17 protein-coding genes are annotated in these 16,803 nt (G+C 72.3%); 9 read left to right on the top strand and 8 right to left on the bottom strand.

Annotated features, from left to right (window positions below):
* Positions 1–119: 119 nt before the first annotated feature.
* A complete protein-coding gene (gene ppc / locus ACWDAK_RS14980) occupies positions 120–3,002 on the bottom strand; it encodes a phosphoenolpyruvate carboxylase (protein ID WP_449806469.1) in 2,883 nt (960 codons plus the stop codon).
* 332 nt (positions 3,003–3,334) lie between these two features.
* Between ppc and ACWDAK_RS14975 the strand changes: the two genes are divergently transcribed.
* Positions 3,335–4,627 carry a sensor histidine kinase gene (locus ACWDAK_RS14975; protein ID WP_344640212.1) on the top strand — a complete coding sequence of 431 codons (1,293 nt, stop codon included), beginning with the start codon at positions 3,335–3,337 and terminating at the stop codon, positions 4,625–4,627.
* Between the two features lie 196 nt (positions 4,628–4,823).
* Positions 4,824–5,921 (top strand): hypothetical protein, encoded by a 1,098-nt coding sequence (locus ACWDAK_RS14970; protein WP_427393536.1) that lies wholly within the window; start codon positions 4,824–4,826, stop codon positions 5,919–5,921.
* A 24-nt stretch (positions 5,922–5,945) separates the two neighbouring features.
* Here the strand turns inward: ACWDAK_RS14970 and ACWDAK_RS14965 are convergent, their stop codons facing one another.
* From ACWDAK_RS14965 to ACWDAK_RS14945, 5 genes are all read right to left on the bottom strand, one after another.
* Positions 5,946–6,296 carry a hypothetical protein gene (locus ACWDAK_RS14965; protein WP_344640214.1) on the bottom strand — a complete coding sequence of 117 codons (351 nt, stop codon included), beginning with the start codon at positions 6,294–6,296 and terminating at the stop codon, positions 5,946–5,948.
* Positions 6,293–6,694, bottom strand: coding sequence for a hypothetical protein (locus tag ACWDAK_RS14960; protein WP_344640215.1), 402 nt, complete (start codon positions 6,692–6,694; stop codon positions 6,293–6,295). Before ACWDAK_RS14960 ends, ACWDAK_RS14965 begins: the two co-directional genes overlap by 4 nt.
* A gap of 331 nt (positions 6,695–7,025) precedes the next feature.
* Complete coding sequence (locus ACWDAK_RS14955) at positions 7,026–7,181, bottom strand: hypothetical protein (RefSeq protein WP_427393537.1); 156 nt, start codon at positions 7,179–7,181, stop codon at positions 7,026–7,028.
* A 2-nt stretch (positions 7,182–7,183) separates the two neighbouring features.
* On the bottom strand, positions 7,184–7,474 hold the full coding sequence (locus ACWDAK_RS14950) for a hypothetical protein (RefSeq protein ID WP_427393538.1): 291 nt from the start codon (positions 7,472–7,474) through the stop codon (positions 7,184–7,186).
* Positions 7,471–7,911 (bottom strand): ATP-binding protein, encoded by a 441-nt coding sequence (locus ACWDAK_RS14945; protein ID WP_427393539.1) that lies wholly within the window; start codon positions 7,909–7,911, stop codon positions 7,471–7,473. Before ACWDAK_RS14945 ends, ACWDAK_RS14950 begins: the two co-directional genes overlap by 4 nt.
* 243 nt (positions 7,912–8,154) lie before the next feature.
* On the opposite strand from ACWDAK_RS14945, the gene ACWDAK_RS14940 reads away from it, so the two are divergent.
* Positions 8,155–9,012 (top strand): helix-turn-helix domain-containing protein, encoded by an 858-nt coding sequence (locus ACWDAK_RS14940; protein ID WP_427393540.1) that lies wholly within the window; start codon positions 8,155–8,157, stop codon positions 9,010–9,012.
* Between the two features lie 27 nt (positions 9,013–9,039).
* Positions 9,040–9,249, top strand: coding sequence for a DUF397 domain-containing protein (locus ACWDAK_RS14935; RefSeq protein WP_427393541.1), 210 nt, complete (start codon positions 9,040–9,042; stop codon positions 9,247–9,249).
* 75 nt (positions 9,250–9,324) lie between these two features.
* Here ACWDAK_RS14935 and ACWDAK_RS14930 read toward each other — a convergent pair whose 3' ends face one another.
* Complete coding sequence (locus ACWDAK_RS14930) at positions 9,325–9,825, bottom strand: SUKH-3 domain-containing protein (RefSeq protein WP_427393593.1); 501 nt, start codon at positions 9,823–9,825, stop codon at positions 9,325–9,327.
* Positions 9,826–9,880: 55 nt separating this feature from the next.
* On the bottom strand, positions 9,881–10,345 hold the full coding sequence (locus tag ACWDAK_RS14925) for a YwqJ-related putative deaminase (protein ID WP_344640221.1): 465 nt from the start codon (positions 10,343–10,345) through the stop codon (positions 9,881–9,883).
* Positions 10,346–10,682: 337 nt separating this feature from the next.
* Here ACWDAK_RS14925 and ACWDAK_RS14920 point away from each other — a divergent pair, with 337 nt between their 5' ends.
* The 5 genes from ACWDAK_RS14920 (at position 10,683) to ACWDAK_RS14900 (ending at position 16,754) form a co-directional block, all read left to right on the top strand.
* Positions 10,683–11,864, top strand: coding sequence for a Gfo/Idh/MocA family protein (locus ACWDAK_RS14920; RefSeq protein ID WP_344640222.1), 1,182 nt, complete (start codon positions 10,683–10,685; stop codon positions 11,862–11,864).
* Positions 11,861–12,838 carry an NAD-dependent epimerase/dehydratase family protein gene (locus ACWDAK_RS14915; RefSeq protein WP_344640223.1) on the top strand — a complete coding sequence of 326 codons (978 nt, stop codon included), beginning with the start codon at positions 11,861–11,863 and terminating at the stop codon, positions 12,836–12,838. Before ACWDAK_RS14920 ends, ACWDAK_RS14915 begins: the two co-directional genes overlap by 4 nt.
* An 83-nt stretch (positions 12,839–12,921) precedes the next feature.
* Positions 12,922–14,049: a DegT/DnrJ/EryC1/StrS family aminotransferase gene (locus tag ACWDAK_RS14910; protein ID WP_427393543.1), complete on the top strand. Its 1,128-nt coding sequence runs from the start codon at positions 12,922–12,924 to the stop codon at positions 14,047–14,049.
* Positions 14,050–14,419: 370 nt separating this feature from the next.
* Complete coding sequence (locus ACWDAK_RS14905; protein WP_344640225.1) at positions 14,420–15,520, top strand: DegT/DnrJ/EryC1/StrS family aminotransferase; 1,101 nt, start codon at positions 14,420–14,422, stop codon at positions 15,518–15,520.
* Positions 15,521–15,752: 232 nt separating this feature from the next.
* Positions 15,753–16,754 (top strand): SMI1/KNR4 family protein, encoded by a 1,002-nt coding sequence (locus ACWDAK_RS14900; protein ID WP_427393594.1) that lies wholly within the window; start codon positions 15,753–15,755, stop codon positions 16,752–16,754.
* Positions 16,755–16,803: the final 49 nt, after the last annotated feature.

Raw genomic sequence — 16,803 nt, 5'->3', positions numbered from 1 at the left:
GTGGGACGGGCTTCGCCCGGCTGGGGGTGTGGGGTGGTGGTGGGTGGGTGGTTCGGGGTGTGGGGGTTGGGGCTCTGCCCCGCGCCCCTGGTGGCTGCCCCTGGGAAGGGGCCCGGGCGTCAGCCCGTGTTGCGCAGGCCGGCCGCGATGCCGTTGACCGTCAGCAGCAGGGCCCGGGCCCGCAGCGGGTCCTCCGGCCGCCCGGTGGCGACCTCCTCGCGCTGGCGGCGCAGCAGTGCGACCTGCAGGTAGGAGATCGGGTCGAGGTAGGCGTCGCGGACGGTGAATGTCTGCTTCAGCACCGGGTTGTGTTCGAGGAGTTCGCTCTCGCCGGTGAGCCGGAGCACCTCACGCAGGGTCAGTTCGTGCTCAGCCACGATCTGGTCGAAGACGTGGTGCAGTTCGGCCGGGACCAGCTGCTCGACGTAGTGGCGGGCGATCCGCAGATCGGTCTTGGCCAGCGTCATGGCGACGTTGGACAGGAAGTTGCGGAAGAAGTGCCACTGCCCGTACATCTCGTCGAGCACGTCGCCGAGCCCGGCCCCGCGGGCGGCGGCCAGGCCCGAGCCGACGCCGTACCAGCCGGGGACGATCTGGCGGGACTGGGTCCAGCCGAAGACCCACGGGATCGCGCGCAGGCCGTCCAGGCCCGCACCGGAGTCGGGGCGGCGGGACGGGCGGGAGCCCAGGTGCAGTGAGGCGAGCTGGTCGACCGGGGTGGCAGCGAAGAAGTACTTGGGCAGGTCGTCCTGCTCGACCAGGGTGCGGTAGGCGGTGTGGGCCGCCTCGGAGACCTGGTCCATCGCGGCGTCCCAGCGGGCGAGTTCCTCGGGGGCCTGGCGCGGCGAGGTGTGCAGGGCGGAGGCGGCCAGGGTGGCCGAGATGGTCAGCTCCAGGTTCTCCCGGGCCAGCGAGGGCAGCAGGTACTTGTCGGAGATGACCTCGCCCTGCTCGGTGACCTTGATCTCGCCCTCCAGGGTGCCCCAGGGCTGGGCCAGGATGGCCTCGTGCGAGGGGCCGCCGCCGCGGCCGACGGTGCCGCCGCGGCCGTGGAACAGGCGCAGCCGGATGCCGTACCGGTGGGCGACGTCGCGCAGCCGGCGCTGGGCCCGGTGGATCTCCCACTGGGAGGTGGTGATGCCGCCGAACTTGGAGGAGTCGGAGTAGCCGAGCATGACCTCCTGGACGTCGCCGCGCAGCGAGACCAGCAGCCGGTAGGAGGGGTCGGAGAGCATCTCCTCCAGGATCCGGTCCGCCTGCTGGAGTTCGTCGGTGGTCTCCAGGAGCGGCACGATGCCGATCTTGGCGATCCCGGCGTGCAGGTCGATCAGACCGGCCTCGCGGGCCAGTACGGTGGCCGCGAAGACGTCGTCCGCGCCCTGGCACATCGAGATGATGTAGCTCTCGACGATCTCGTCGCCGAAGCGCTCGAAGCCCTCGCGGATGGTGTTGAAGACGTTCAGGGTCTTCGTCCCGGCGGCGTCCAGCGGGGCCGGGGTCGGGGCCAGCGGGCGGCGCGAACGCAGCTCCTTGGCGAGCAGCTTCTGCCGGTACTCGCGCGGCATGTCGTTGTAGCGCCAGGCCTCCTCGCCGAGCCGGTCGAAGAGCTGGCCGAGCGCGTGGTGGTGCGCCTCGGCGTGCTCGCGCACGTCCATGGTGGCCAGTTGCAGGCCGAAGGCCTCGATGGTGCGGATCGCGCGGGCGAGGCGGCCGTCGGCGATCAGTTCGCCGCGGTGGGCGCGCAGCGATTCCTGGATCAGCTTCAGGTCGGCGACCAGCTCGCGGGTGCCGAGGTAGTCGCGGCCGATGACGTGCGGGGTGCCGGTGACCAGGCGGTCGCGGGTGTTCTCCAGCTTGAGGCGGACGCAGGTGGCCTTGAGCCGGTACGGCTCCTCGGCGTTCATCCGCTTGTAGCGCGGGCTGAGTTCGGGCAGCAGCTTGAGGTCGGCGTCCAGCGAGGCGAGCAGTTCGTCGGAGGCGCCGGCCAGCCGGACCGAGGTGGAGAGCGAGGCGCGCAGGTCGTCGATGGTGTCCAGGGCGTCCTTGATGCCGTACTCGTGCTGGAGGTCGAGCACGTCCCAGGTGACGTTCGGGGTGACGTTCGGGTTGCCGTCGCGGTCGCCGCCGATCCAGGTGCCGAAGGTCAGCGGGCGGACGCCCTCGGGGAGGCTCAGGCCCACCCGGGCCAGCTCCTCGTGCAGCTCCTCCAACACCTCGGGGACGGCCTCGCGGTAGAGCTCGTCCAGGTAGTAGACGGCGTTGCGGGCCTCGTCGGTGGGCTCGGGGCGGGCGATCCGCAGCTCGTCGGTCTGCCAGAGCAGGTCGATGACCTCCGCGAGTCTGCGGTCGGCGGAGCGGCGGGCGGAGGTGAGCCGCGCAGCGGCACGATCGGGGGTGGTGGCGGGGTGGCGCTCGGGGTCGGCGCTGGCCAGGCCGGCGGTCGCCTGCTCGCGGTGGATGCGCTCCAGCAGCTCGCCGATCCGGCGCAGCTTGTGGAGCACGCTGCGGCGGGCGGCCTCGGTCGGGTGCGCGGTGAAGACCGGGCGCACCGCCAGGTGGGCCAGGGTGTCGGCGAGGTGCTTGGGGTCGGCGTCGGACAGCTGGTCGGCGGTCTGCGCCAGCTGGGAGCCCTCGCGGGCCCGGCGGGCGGCGAACTCGCGGCCGCGGTGCACCTGTTCGGTGACGTTGGCCAGGTGGAAGTAGGTGGAGAAGGCCCGTACCAGCTTGGCGGCCGTCTCCAGGTCGATGCCGGAGAGGAGTTCGGCGGTGGCCTCGCCGTCGGTGCGGCTGAGCAGTCGTACCTGCTCGACCAGGCCCAGCAGTTCGGGGCCCTCCTGGCGGACCAGGGTCTCGCCGAGCAGGTCGCCGAGGCGGCGGATGTCCGCACGCAGGGCCGCGTTGTCGGCGACCGTGGGCTGGGTGGAGTTGTCCGCCGACGAGGTGGGGACCGGAGCGGTCACGGCTGGCTCCCTGAGGTGGTGGGGTTCGGCAACGGCTCTCATCACCACTGTGAAGGTGACGTGTGCGGACCGCGCTGTCCGACGCGACCAGCATAGGTGGCACGGGGTGCCGCGACGGTGACATAACCGTATGGCGGACAGCCGGCGGCCTCCCGGGGCCGGGCCGGGGCTTCCCCGTCGCGCGGGGACGTGCGACCGGCGCCGTCCCGTGGGCCGGACCGCGCCGGTCGCACCTTCCGAGGAGCGGGCGGGGGCGCGCCCGGCCCGCCGCGGAGGTGCGCGGTCGGCCGCGTGGTCGTCCGTCCCCGGAGGTGTCGCCCCCGGCTGGCCGGGTGTTCAGTGGATGACAATGTCCCCCCCTTAGGCTGTCTCTCATGAGCAAGTCGCCTGAGGGGGGCGGGCCGGTCCATTCACTGTGGTGGTGGCGTCGGCGCCGTAGCGCGCTGCTGGACATCGGTCTGGCCGCATTGGCCGGACTGGAGTGCGCTTTCGGGGCGTACGGAATGGTGCACGACCGGCTGGGCTGGGGCGTGGGCCTGGTGGTGGTGTCGGCGGTGCTGGGCGCACTGGCCGGGGCCAGCCTGGTGGTGCGGCGGCGCTGGCCGGCCGTGCCGGTGCTGATGGCGCTGGTCTTCGTCCCCGGCCTGTTCGGCGTCGTGCTGCTGGTGGTCTCGCTGTACACGCTGGCGGGGACCTGGGAGTGGCCCTCGCGGCGGGGGCGGGTGCTGGGGCTCTCCGCGGTGGCGCTGCTGGAGACCTTCGCGATGGTGTTGTTCGCCATGCTCCACCCGATGCCGCAGCAGAGCCGGTCCGAGAGCCTCGCGGCCGAGCAGCTCCCGCCGACCTGGGTGTTCGTCCTGCTGGCGGTGCTGGTCGCGGCCGGCCTGACGGTGCTGCCGGTGATCACCGGGCTGTACGTGGGCGCGCGCCGCCGCCTGGTGGAGTCGCTCGAGGACCGCGCGCAGGGCCTGGAGACCGAGCTGGCCCTGCTGGCCGAGCAGGCCCAGGAGCGCGCCCGCCGGGCCCGGCTGGAGGAGCGCACCCGGATCGCCCGCGAGATGCACGACGTGGTGGCGCACCGGGTCAGCCTGATGGTGGTGCACGCCTCGGCGCTGGAGCGCATCGTCGCCAAGGACCCGGAGAAGGCGAAGCAGAGCGCCCGGCTGATGGGCGAGGTCGGGCGCCAGGCGCTGAACGAGCTGCGCGAGATCCTCGGTGTGCTGCGGATGTCCGAGGAGGCACCGGAGCCCCAGGACGGTCTGGAGCACCTGCCGCGGCTGGTCGAGCAGTCCGAGGCGGCCGGGATGGCGGTGACCCTGACGGTCAGCGGCAGCCGCAGGCCGTTCAGCACCGAGGCGGAGCAGACCGCGTACCGGGTGGTCCAGGAGGGCCTCACCAACGCCCACAAGCACGCCGCCGGGGCACAGGTCGCGGTGCTGCTCGCGTACGTGCCGAACGGGGTCCGGGTGGCGGTGGTCAACGACCGCGCGGACGGCGACGGCGGTCGGGTGGCGCTGCCCAGCGGCGGCAACGGGCTGGTCGGGATGCGCGAGCGGGTGCTGGCGCTCGGGGGCAGCTTCTCGGCCGGTCCGGAGGACGACGGGGGCTTCCGGGTGGAGGCGGTGCTGCCGTCCCGGCTGGCGGTGCCGGCGGAGCGGCTGGCCTGAACGGCTGGTCTGAACGGCTGGCCTGAGCGGCCGATTCGGCTGCCCGTGGCTGCTCGGCTGCGGACCACCGCTCGCTGAGGAGCAGGACGAGGGCATCGAGGAGCGGCAGTGGGGCCGCTCTACGACGTCTGCGCTCCCCCATAGGGTTGGGAGGTCAGGATCTCGCGTCGTCCGTCGTCTGGGGCTGGAAGAAACCGTGACCATCGCCGCTCGTCTCGTCACCACCATCGCCGCCCCATTGGACCCGGCGTCAGCCGACGCTCCGCAGGTGCTGTCCTGGCCTGGCCACCGGCTCCTCGTGCAGCGCGGTGACACGGACGTAGTGGCCCTCGATCTGGACACGCCCCACGCCGGCCGGGCCGCCGAGGTCCGATTCCCGGCGCCCTGGCCGCGCCGCTTCGGATCGGTGACGGTGTCACCGGAGCGGGATGCGGCGGTGTTCGCCGGCGTGCACGCGGTGCGGTCGGTGGAGCGGACCGGTGCGACGCGGTGGGAGGTGCGACATGGCTGCTGGGACGGCGGCTGCACCCTCTCGCACCCGTCGTTCGACGAATACGCGCACGACGAGGACCACTCCCGCGCTGACGGCGGTTCTGTCGCGGTCAGCGCAGACGGCAGGCTCGTCTGGGCCCACGTCCGCGGTCCGTTGGGCGACGACGGGGACACGGAGGACGACCAGGAACTGTGGGTGGTTCTGGACGCCGTGGACGGCAGGGTCGTGGGACGCGCGAACACGATGACCGTGGCCTCCGGCTCCGAGCACACTCCACACCCGGATTCCGCACAGATGGGATTGAGTGTCGGCGAGGGAGAGGAAGGGTCGCCTGCGCTGTGGGGACGTTGGGACGGGCAGCAGCTGACCACCGAGCAGATCGGCATCGGGCTGGTCCTCCTTGCGGTGAGCCCGTCCGGCCGGCACCTCCTGACCGTTGACGTCGGGCAGTGGTCCCTCTACGTCCACCAGGTGGAAGACGGCTCGGAGCCCCGGGAACTGGACGCCGCGGATACCGTGCCGGCACACCCCGGGAGCACCGGCGAGGACAGGGTGTACTGGGACTACGAGGCGGCCTTCGTCGATGAGGGCACTGTTGTTGCCGGGACCTCCGAGTGCGATGCCCCGTACGGATCGGTTCGTCACTGGCTGGTCGACGTGGACGGGATGACGCTGCGCGGCGAGATTTCCTACCCCGTGCCCGTCTCGGGACCTGCCCGGGCCGCGGGGGACGGCACTTGGTACACGGTCTCCAAGGACGGGACCTCGGTGCATCTGTGGGAGCTGGCCGAAGGGAGCTGACCTCGGACGCTTCGAGGGCGGTGCCTATGCGGTCGGGTCGGTCTCCCTCGCGATGCGCAGATCGACCTCGTGGTCGTCAGGGCACGGATTGCCGTCGACCGGGCAGACGTAGCCCATGCCGTTCGACAGCCAGCCGGGGTGCATCGCCTCGGCCGTCTCAAGGCACATCGCGCAGATGATCTCGGCCGCCAGATTGATCGCATGCCCCGGCGTGCCGCAGAACGCCGTCCGCCAGGAGGCGTCGCGGCAGCAGACGAGGTGCGTGATCTTTTCTCGGTCAGGAGTGAGCTGAAGGTGGCCTTCGACCTGCTGCTCGCGGGCTGTGGTGCTGTCCTGCGCCCGTATGAGCCGATCGGCCGGGGCGGGAGTGTTCACCGGAACTCCGCGATCAGTCGGGCGCTGCCGGCGCAGTGGTTCCGCTGGGGGCCGGTGTCGTGCGTCGCGACCTGCACCGCGACGGCCTGGACGAGGGCGGCGACGACCGCCAGGGGCAGAACGGCGCAGAGCAGGGCGTGCCCGGGGCCGAGCCGGCGCGACTTGTCCCGCAGGACGGTGACCAACTGCCATCCGCCCAGGCAGATGGCGGCGATGCCAAGCACCAGCCCCGCCCAGGCGAGTGGCAGGACGTAGAACGGGGCGCCGGGGCTGTCGTGGCACTGGCTCACGACGTCGCGTATGTCATCGTCCGCCAGGGTGACGGGGACGGTGCACGCCCAGCCCGCGCACACGAGCAGCAGGGAGTGCCGAACCCTGAGCCACCGGAGAGAGCGCATCGTTTCGCCCACCGCTTACCCCCGGCCCGGGTTCACGCGTGCGAAGTGCGGCCTCTGGCGGCCGCGTTGTGCCGGGAAGCCGCCTATTCGGCGGCCGACGATGCCGGTCCTCATGCCCGTTGTTCTCCTTGTCCCCCCGCCGCACCGGTCGCGACCGGTGGGCACGGGCCCATCCTGCCAGGCCGGGATGAACCCGGCCGGTCGCCATGGGGGAGTTCGCGACCGGCCGGGGCGATGCCCGCATGCCGTCCTGTGAGCGGCACGCGGGTGCTTGGGACTTTCGCTGGAACTTCGGTGCGTCCGGCGGGAGTTCCGGCGGCCTGGTGGATGGTCAGTGGCCGTGTGCGGTGGCGAGCAGGGCGACGGCGAGGAGGGCGATGCAGGCGCTGGAGAGGGTGTAGGCGAGTAGCGCGGTACGGGGGTCGGGGAGGCCTTGGCGGTGGCGTTCGGCGACTTCGCGGTACTCGGCCTGGGGGTCGTCGTCCACGGTCAGCTCTCCGTGAGTTGGGGGCGGAGGCGGACGGCGTGGGTTCGGCCGTGCAGGGTGAAGGAGAGGTCGAGCCGGCCGTCGCGCCGGAGGAACTCCGTGGTGCGCTCGGCGGCGTCGGGGCGGGTGAGGAAGTAGCGGAAGGCGTCGGCCTGGAGAGTGCCGAGGGGGAGGAGCTTCAGGGCGTCCCAGACGGCGGTGAGGGCGTCGGGGAGGCGGGTGAACGTGGCGGGGGCGGTGATGCCCTCGATCTCCACGACGACCGGGAGGTTGTCCGTGCTCGGGGTGTTCATGCCGCGCTCCGCCGGGTCGGGCTGATCAGACACCAGACGGCTTTGCCGATGCCGCCCGGTCTGGGGTGGCAGCCCCACGAGGTGGAGAGCTGGTCGACCAGCCAGAGGCCGCGACCTGACTCGTCGTCCTCGCCGGCTGAACGTGCCGTCGGGTGGCTGGCGTTGGCGTCGTGGACTTCGAGCCGCAGCGTGGTGGGTGAGAGTTCGAAACGGACCTGGATCAGGCGGCCGGGTGGCACGCGGGCGTGTTCGATGGCGTTGGCGACGAGTTCGGAGAGCAGCAACTCGCCGGTGTCCAGGTACTGTTCGCCGCCGTCGAGGCGGGCGAGGAAGTCGCGGAGCAGTCTGCGGGCTCTGTCTGCGGACTTGCGGTGACGCGGGAGCCAGCACGAGTGCTCGCCGGTCGCCGAGGGTGGTCTCTCCAGGATTCCGGGCATGGCAACGCCCCCTTCGTGGTCGGGAACTGTGAGCGGGTCGGCCGTCGACCTTGTGAGGGCATGGGAATGCCCGGGTCGCCGGCCGTCATGGTCACGCTGCGTCTCGCGGTGGACTACTGCACGTAGCATGCTCCTGTTGTGATGCAGCTTGCAACAAGAACAGTTGCAACTGTGCAGATCGATTCCTCCTGGCTCCGACAGTCCGTCAGGGGGCAGACTGGGCGCGTCAAGGGAGGAGCGGGCATGACCGACGAATCAAGGCCGACCGTGCGTGGTCGTCGTCTGGGCTCGGAGCTTCGCCGACTCCGAGAATCGGCGGGCAAGAGCACCGAGGATGCCGCAGGTGCACTCAAGTGCTCCCGCGCGAAGATCAGCCGGATAGAGACCGGCGCGGTCGGCATTCGGCGACTCGACCTCGGCGTCCTGTTGGATCTCTACGGCGTCGCCGAACCGAGGGACAGGGATGCTCTTGAGAGGCTGGCGCGGGACAGCAAGAAGCGTGGTTGGTGGCACGACTACGGCGACACCGTTCCGCCTGCCTATGCCGACTTCCTCGGTTTGGAAGGAGACGCGCGGTACATCCGAACGTGGCAACCGCTGGTTTTGCCAGGGCTGTTGCAGACCGAGGACTACACCCGCGCCTTGTTGGAGGCCAATCCGGCTGCTGTCCGCCCGGAACGCATTGACCAACTGGTAAAGATCCGGATGGAGCGCAAGGAGGTCCTGGTCAAGCCGGACCCGGCTCGCTTCTGGGCGATCATCTGGGAACCCGCTCTGCGGTGTCCGGTGGGTGGCGTGGACGTGCGCAGAGCACAACTCGACTACCTTGCTGAGGCGGCACAGCTGCCCAATATCACGCTGCAAATCGTTCCGCTCGACGTTGGTGCGACCGCTGGGGCATGTGGAGCGTTCGTGATGTTTGGGTTTACGGACTCGCCCACCCCGGGAGCAGTGTTCCTGGAGACGTTGACGAGCAGCCACTACCTGGAGCAAGAGGCAGAGATCGACGGCTATGGACTCGTCTTCGACTATCTGCGGTCTTCGGCGCTGAACCCTGCCCAGTCGCTGGATATGATCACCGCCATTGCAGCGGAGACATGAGTGCGAGATCAAACAAGAGGTGAGCGCATGACCGTGCCGGAGATCTCTGCTCGGGGTTGGTACAAGAGCAGCTACAGCGCACAGGCGAACGACTGTGTGGAGACGGGACGCGCCATCACCGGCGGGATGGCCGTCCGGGACTCCAAGGACCCGCACGGTCCCGCCCTGGCCTTCCCCGCCGACGCCTGGTCGGCGTTCGTCGCGGGCATCAAGGCAGGCGAGTTCCCCGCCGCCTGACATCACCTCTCGCACTACGTCGCAGCCCCGGCGCGGACCACCCGGCCGGGGCTGTGGCGTACCAGTGAAGTCAGCTCAGGGCTGGACCTTCAGGCGCTCCGGCATGGCGCCGAGCACCAGGCCGGTGACCGCGTGGTCGATGGAGGGGCCGAGGTACCACTCGCCGGTGTGGTCGAGGCTGTAGACGCGGCCGTCCTCGTCGATGGCGAGCAGGGCCAGGCCGTACTGCTCCTCGCCGAGGGGGGCGACCTGGCGGCCGAGGGCCCGGCCGAGGTCGGCGAGGGTACGGGGCTGGTGCAGGCCGCAGAGCGGGTCGATCAGGAACGGCGTGCGGGCCATCAGCCGCCCGGCGCCGGTCTGGTCCAGGAACAGCCCGCCGAACTCGGCCCAGGCCTCGACGGCGGCGGGGAAGACGGAGTGCTCGGGCCCGGCCGGGTCGCCGTGGCCGGCCAGCTGGTCCGCCCACTCTTCGGCCTGGCGGATCTCCCAGCGGCCCGGGTGCCAGCCGGCGTGCTTGAGCGCGGCGGCGACTTCGGCGGGGAAGCGGGGCTGGGTGCGGACGGCGGACGCGTTCAGGAGGTGCTCCGAGGACTGAGGACAGAGGCGGTAGTGGGCCGGGCCCACCGGTGGTTCAGGGCGCGGTCGGTCCGACGGCGACGACCTCGACGGTGAGGTGTTCGAGCAGCGGGGCGCAGGAGCGGCACGGCGGCGCGTGCGTACCGTGCGCCGGGTCGCCCTCCTCGCGGATCCGGAGGGTGGTCAGCCGGGCGCCCTTGAGCGCCTTGCGGGCCTCCTGGATGGTGAGCGGCTTGCGCGCGGCGCGCTTGGAGCGGGACGAGTCCACCTTGCCCAGGTACTGGGAGAGCAGCACCGCCTCGGGGCAGCGCCCGAGGAACCGCTCCCGGTGCTCCATCGGCAGGGTGGCCAGGAAGTCGCCGACCAGCGGGTGCAGGATGGGCCGGGCGTCCGGTTTGTGGCCGGCCAGGGTGTGCACCTCGCCGTTCCTGAGCGAGAGCGCGGCGGCCACTGCGGGCAGCAGGCTGTCCCGGTGGTGGCGCAACACCGGGGCGGCGCCTGGCTGTTCCGGGTGCTGCACGCTGCTCCTCGCTCTCCACTGGCCGGCAGGCTGGAGCTGCCGGAAGTCTGCTGACGGTAGGTGACACCTCGCGGTGAGGATCCAAGACTGCCAAACTTCCACGACAATCGCCGACCCGGGGTGCGGGAGGGCCGCTCGGGCGGCGCTCGGACGGGTGGCAAGTCCTGCCGCCGGTTTCCGGATTCGGGCCACGACCGGTGGCGGCGGCCGGTAGCGTTCGGGCTGCGGGGCAAGGCCGTTCGAACTGCGGGGGAGCGGTTCTGGCCGGTCCCGATCAGGGGCGGTGGGGGCTGCCGGGCAACGAGGAGTCCCGGCGCCGAGCAAGGGGGGTCTTGCTGTGACGTACGCGCCTGCGGGCGAATCGGAGCGAAGCCGGCGGCCGGGCGGCGCATTAGCCGGGCAGGGGGCGCACCCGGATCCGTACGCGCCTGGTGCGGTCGCCGCGGAGCGGATCGGTCTCGCCGTGGTCGGCGCCGGCTACTGGGGACCGAACCTGGTCCGCAACGCCCAGCAGACGGCGGCGCTGCGCCTGCACTGGCTGTGCGACCTGGACGAGGAGCGCGCTCGCCGGGTGCTCGGCCGGTACAGCACGGTCGGGGTGACCACCTCCTTCGACGAGGTGCTGGCCGACGAGCGGGTCCGGGCGGTGGCCATCGCCACGCCCGCCGCGACCCACTACCGGCTGGTGCGGGCGGCGCTGGAGGCCGGGAAGCACGTCCTGGTCGAGAAGCCGATCACCACCACCGCCGACGAGGCCGCCGAACTGGTCGACCTGGCCGAGAGCAGCGGGCTGGTGCTGATGTGCGACCACACCTTCTGCTACACGCCGGTGGTCCGCCGGATCCGCGAGCTGCTGCACGGCGGCGAACTCGGCGACCTGCAGTTCTTCGACTCGGTTCGGATCAACCTCGGCCTGGTCCAGCCCGATGTGGACGTGCTGTGGGACCTGGCCCCGCACGACCTCTCCATCCTCGACTTCGTGCTGCCGCCCGGCGTCGTCCCGGTCGGCGTCAGCGCCCAGGCCGCCGACCCGATCGGGGCCGGCCGGGCCTGCGTCGCGTACCTGACGGTACGGCTCAGCAACGGCGCGCTCGCCCACTGCCACGTCAACTGGCTCTCCCCGACCAAGGTGCGGACCACCCTGATCGGCGGCTCCCGGCGCACCCTGGTCTGGGACGACCTGAACCCGCAGGCCCGGCTGGCCGTCCACGACCGGGGCGTGGACCTCACCCCGCCCGAGCGGCTGACCGAGGAGATCCGCCACCAGGCCCAGGTCTCCTACCGGGTCGGCGACATGGTCGCACCCGCGCTGTCCGAGCAGGAGGCGCTGCGCGCGGTGATGGCCGAGTTCGCCGACGCCGTCACCGAGGGCCGGGCCCCGCTCACCGACGGCCGGGCCGGGCTGCGGGTGCTGCGTCTGCTGCACGCCGCCGCCCGCAGTCTCGAACTCCGTGGCGCCACCGTGCCGGTGGACGCCCACCAGCTGACCACCACTCAGGAGAGGGCCGTCGCCCGATGAACGCTGTCGCCATTGAGGGCTCCCGCTGCCTGGTCACGGGAGGCGCGGGCACCATCGGTTCCACCGTGGTGGACCAGTTGCTCGCGGCCGGGGCCCGCGAGGTCGTGGTGCTGGACAACTTCGTCCGCGGCCGGATGGCCAACCTCGCGCACGCCCGGTCCATCGCGACAGACGGCCGGCTGCGGGTGGTGGACGGCGACATCCGCGACCGTGCGCTGCTGCGCGAACTGCTCGACCCCGGCACCGACCTGCTCTTCCACCTCGCCGCGATCCGGATCACCCAGTGCGCCACCGAGCCCAGGCTCGCCCTGGAGATCATGGTGGACGGCACCTTCGACGTGGTCGAGGCCGCCGCCGAGAAGGGCGTCAGGAAGGTGATCGCCTCCTCCACCGCCTCGGTCTACGGCCTCGCCGACACCTTCCCCACCCCCGAGACCCAGCACCCGTACAACAACGACACCTTCTACGGGGCCGCCAAGGTCTTCAACGAGGGCCTGCTGCGCAGCTTCCACGCCATGTACGGCCTGGACTACGTGGCGCTGCGCTACTTCAACGTCTACGGGCCCCGGATGGACGTGCACGGCAAGTACACCGAGGTGTTCATCCGCTGGATGGAGCGGATCGCCGCCGGGCAGCCGCCGCTCATCTTCGGCGACGGCGCGCAGACCATGGACTTCGTCTACACCGAGGACATCGCCCGGGCCAACCTGCTGGCCGCCGCCGCACCCGTCACCGACCGGGTCTACAACATCGCCAGCTCCACCGAGGTCTCGCTGCGCGGCCTCGCCGACGCCCTGTTGGTCGCCATGGACTCCGACCTCGGCGTCGAGCACGGCCCGGCCCGGGGCACCGCGGGCGGCGTGGTCCGGCGGCTCGCCGACATCTCGGCCGCCCAGCGCGACCTCGGCTGGAAGCCGGAACTCGGCCTGGAGGACGGCCTGCGCAAGCTGGTCGCCTGGTGGCGTGAGCAGTAACCCCGTCGTCCGGTGGTGACGTGAGCAGTAACCCCGTTGTCCGGCCGCGTAGTTCGGAGTCCGCAGTGTCCACCGTTCCCGTCATGCCCAACATTCCCGTCATGGTGCCGTGGCTCGGCGAGGAGGAGGCCGAGGCCGCCGCCGAGGCCGTCCGCTCCGGCTGGGTGGCCCAGGGCCCCCGGGTCGCCGAGTTCGAACGGGCCTTCGCCGCCCACCTCGGCGTCCCGCACGCCGTCGCCGTCTCCTCCTGCACCACCGCCCTGCACCTGGCGCTCATCGGTGCGGGCGTCGGCCCCGGGGACGAGGTCCTGGTGCCCTCGCTCTCCTTCATCGCCACCGCCAGCGCCGCCACCTACCTCGGCGCCACCCCCGTCTTCGCCGACGTCGACCCGGCGAGCGGCAACCTCACCGCCGAGACCGTCCAGCCGCTGCTCACCGACCGGACGAAGGCCGTGATCGCGGTGGACCAGGGTGGCGTACCCGTCGACCTGGACGCCATCGAGGCGCTGGCCCGGCCGCGCGGCATCGCCGTGGTCGAGGACGCCGCCTGCGCGGCCGGCGCAACTCTGCGCGGCCGGCCGGCGGGCGCCGGCGCCGGGATCGCCGCGTACTCCTTCCACCCGCGCAAGCTGCTCACCACCGGCGAGGGCGGCATGGTCACCTGCCAGGACGGCGAACTCGCCGCCCGGCTGCGGCGGTTGCGCGAGCACGGGATGAGCGTCTCGGCCGCCGACCGGCACGCGGGGGGCGGGGCCGCCGTCCTGGAGACCTACGACGAGATCGGGTTCAACTACCGGATGACGGACATCCAGGCCGCGATCGGCCTGGTCCAGCTGCGCAAGCTGCCCGAACTGGTCCGCCGCCGCCGGGAACTCGCCGACCGCTACCGCCGCCTGCTCGGCCCGCTGGGCGAGCGGCTGGTCGCCGACCCGGAGCACGGCACGGGCAACTACCAGAGCTGCTGGCTGCTGCTGCCCGACGGCGCGCCCGACCGCGCCGAGGTACTGGAACGGCTCGCCGCCGCCGGGATCTCCGCCCGCCGGGGCATCATGGCCGCCCATCTGGAGGCCCCCTACAGGGGCGCCGAACGCGTACCGCTGCCCGCGACCGAACTGCTCACCCGGCGGTCCCTGATCCTGCCGCTCCACCACTCGCTGACCGAGGAGCAGCAGGACCGGGTGGTCGCCGCGCTGCGCTCCGCCGTGGAGTGAGAGACCGGGGCGCGGGAACCGGGTGAGGCGGGAGGGCGGCTGCCCGGTACGGCTGCTTCGGCGAGCCGGGTGCAGCGTCCGGTCCGAACTCCCGGAGTGCGAACGGCCCGTTGGGCACGGCTGACCGTGGTCGGCCGTCGTCTCGCGCGACTTCCCGCGCGCCGGGCGCGCGACTCGGCCGTCGGGATCCGGTGCGGGAGCTTTCCGTAGCGCGCCGTCCCCGCGCTCCGGCGCGCTGCGCATGTCCGCGCCCGGGCGCGATGTTCGTGCCCCCGGGCGCTGCCCGTGTCCGCGCCGGGGCGTGCTGCCCGGCTGATCACCTGCGTCATCGATCGACCGTCCTGTCCCAGAGCTGCCCGAGGGGGCCCGTATGACCGCCATTCCGCTCGTCGATCTGCAAGCCGCGCACGCCGAGGTGGCCGAGGAGGTACGCGAGGGCTTCGACCGGGTGCTGGCCACCGGTGCCTACATCAAGGGCCCGGACGTCGCCGCCTTCGAGGCCGAGTACGCCGAGTTCTCCGGGGTCCGGCACGCGGTCGGCACCGCGAACGGCACCGACGCCCTGGAACTGGCCCTGCGCGCGCTGCGGCTGGCCCCCGGCGCGGGCGTGGTGCTGCCGGCCAACACCTTCGTGGCCACCGCCGAGGCCGTGGTCCGCGCGGGTCTGCGGCCGGTCCTGGTCGACGTCGACCCCGAGTACCTCCTGATCGACCCGGCCAGGGCGGCTGAGGCGCTGCCGGGTGCGGCCGCGCTGGTCCCGGTCCACCTGAACGGCCAACTCGCCCCGATGCGGCCCCTGCTGGACCTCGCCGGGGACCGCCCGGTGATCGAGGACGGCGCCCAGTCCCAGGGCGCCCGCCAGGACGGCCGGGTGTCCGGCTCCTGGGGCCGGATCTCCGCCACCAGCTTCTACCCGGGCAAGAACCTCGGCGCGTACGGCGACGCGGGCGCCGTCGTCACCGACGACGAGGAACTCGCCACCGCGGTACGGCTGATCGGCGACCACGGCTCGGGCCGCAAGTACGTCCATGAGACCTTCGGCTTCAACTCCCGCCTGGACACCCTGCAGGCCGTGGTGCTGCGGGCCAAACTGCGCCGCCTGCCCGGCTGGAACGAGGCCCGCCGGGCCGCCGCCGCCCGCTACGGCGAACTGCTCGGCGGGCTGGACGGGATCACCCTGCCGGGTACCCTGCCGGGCAACGAGCACGTCTGGCACCTGTACGCGGTGCGGGTCGAGCACGGCCGGGACGAGGTGCTCGCGAAGCTGCACGCCGCCGGGATCGGCGCGGGCATCCACTACCCGGTGCCGGTCCACCTGCAGCCGGCCTTCCGCGAACTCGGCTACGCCGAGGGCAGCTTCCCGGTCGCCGAGCGGGCGGCGGGCGAGATCCTCACCCTGCCGCTCTTCCCGCAGATCACCGCGGTCCAGCAGGAACAGGTGGCGGAGACCTTGGTCAAGGCGCTGCACTGACCGCCGCGGGGGCGATCGGGAGGGCGGCCGGATCCGCCGGCCCGCGAGCGGCCCGCCGGGATCCGGCGCCGCGGTGCCGTCCGCCACGGCACGCGGCCTCCCGCTTCCCCGGCCGCCTGCCCGATCGCGCCCGAAGGTTCCTGGGCCCGTCCCCTCACGGCGCTGCCGGGACCCCCTAGGCTTACGTCCAGCAATCGGCATGACAGAGGTCGCAGCCAGTGGGGGCAACCAGATGACGACAGGTCGGCCCGGCGCCGCCGCAGCGCCGAACTCGGCGTACGCGGGCCAGGTGGTGTACTTCCCGGACCCGGTACGGGCCGCGAGCCACCCGGTCGGGGTGCGGGTGGACGAGTACGGCTACCCGGACTTCAGCGCGTACGCGGTCGCCGCCGCCGAGGTCGCCGACCCGCCCGAGGGCCTGGGCGTGGACGAACTGCGGCTCACCGACTACGTGTCGGCCAACGCCGCACTCTTCACCCAGGGCCACGAGCTCTGGGCCGACCTGGACACCGCCGTGGCCACCCCGCCCGGCTGGACCTGGCACCACGTGGTCGGCCGGGCGGCGCCGGGCTGGCGGCGGATGGAACTGGTCCCGGTCGAGGTCAAGGCGCTGCTGCGGCACCACGGCGGACTGGCCTGCTCCCGGGCCGACCACGGGCGCCGGGGCACCCGGCCGCTCCAGGAGCACCGCCCGACGCACTTCCCGCTCGCCAAGGACGGCGGCGACCCGCTCAGCGTCACCGAGGACCTGGTGCAGCGGGCCGAGCAGCGGCTCGGCCACCCGCTGCCCGCCGCGTACCGCAGCTTCCTCAAGCTGGTCGGTGGCCGGGGACCGGCCGGGGTCGCACTGGACACCGAGTTCGGCCTGCTGCTCGACCAGCCGTTCCTGACACTCAGCGAGGAGTACGGGATCCGCGACCTGGTCTACGCCAACAAGTGCCTGCGCGACCACCTCACCAAGGACTACCTGGCCATCGCCTACGTCCAGGGCGGCTTGCTCGCGCTCAAGGTGCGCGGCGAGCAGACCGGTTCGGTCTGGTTCTGCCTCTACGACGACGCCCGCGACACCGGTGCCCCCGAGAGCCCCGAGGACCGGGTCGCCCGGCTGCTGCTGCCCTGCGGTGCGAACTTCGACGAGTTCCTGCGCCGGCTGGCCGGTAGCCCGCCGGAGCTGGAGACCGTGGCGGGGATGATGGTGGACGGCGGGTTCGTCCGTGCCGTACCGGTGAACTGATGCTGCGTACGGGCACGGGCAGCAGGAGGACTGAAGGGGTGGACCTGGC

The organism is Kitasatospora sp. NPDC001175 (assembly GCF_053598215.1).
Note: the sequence above shows the minus strand (reverse complement) of the source record. Positions and strands in the feature narration are given on the sequence as shown.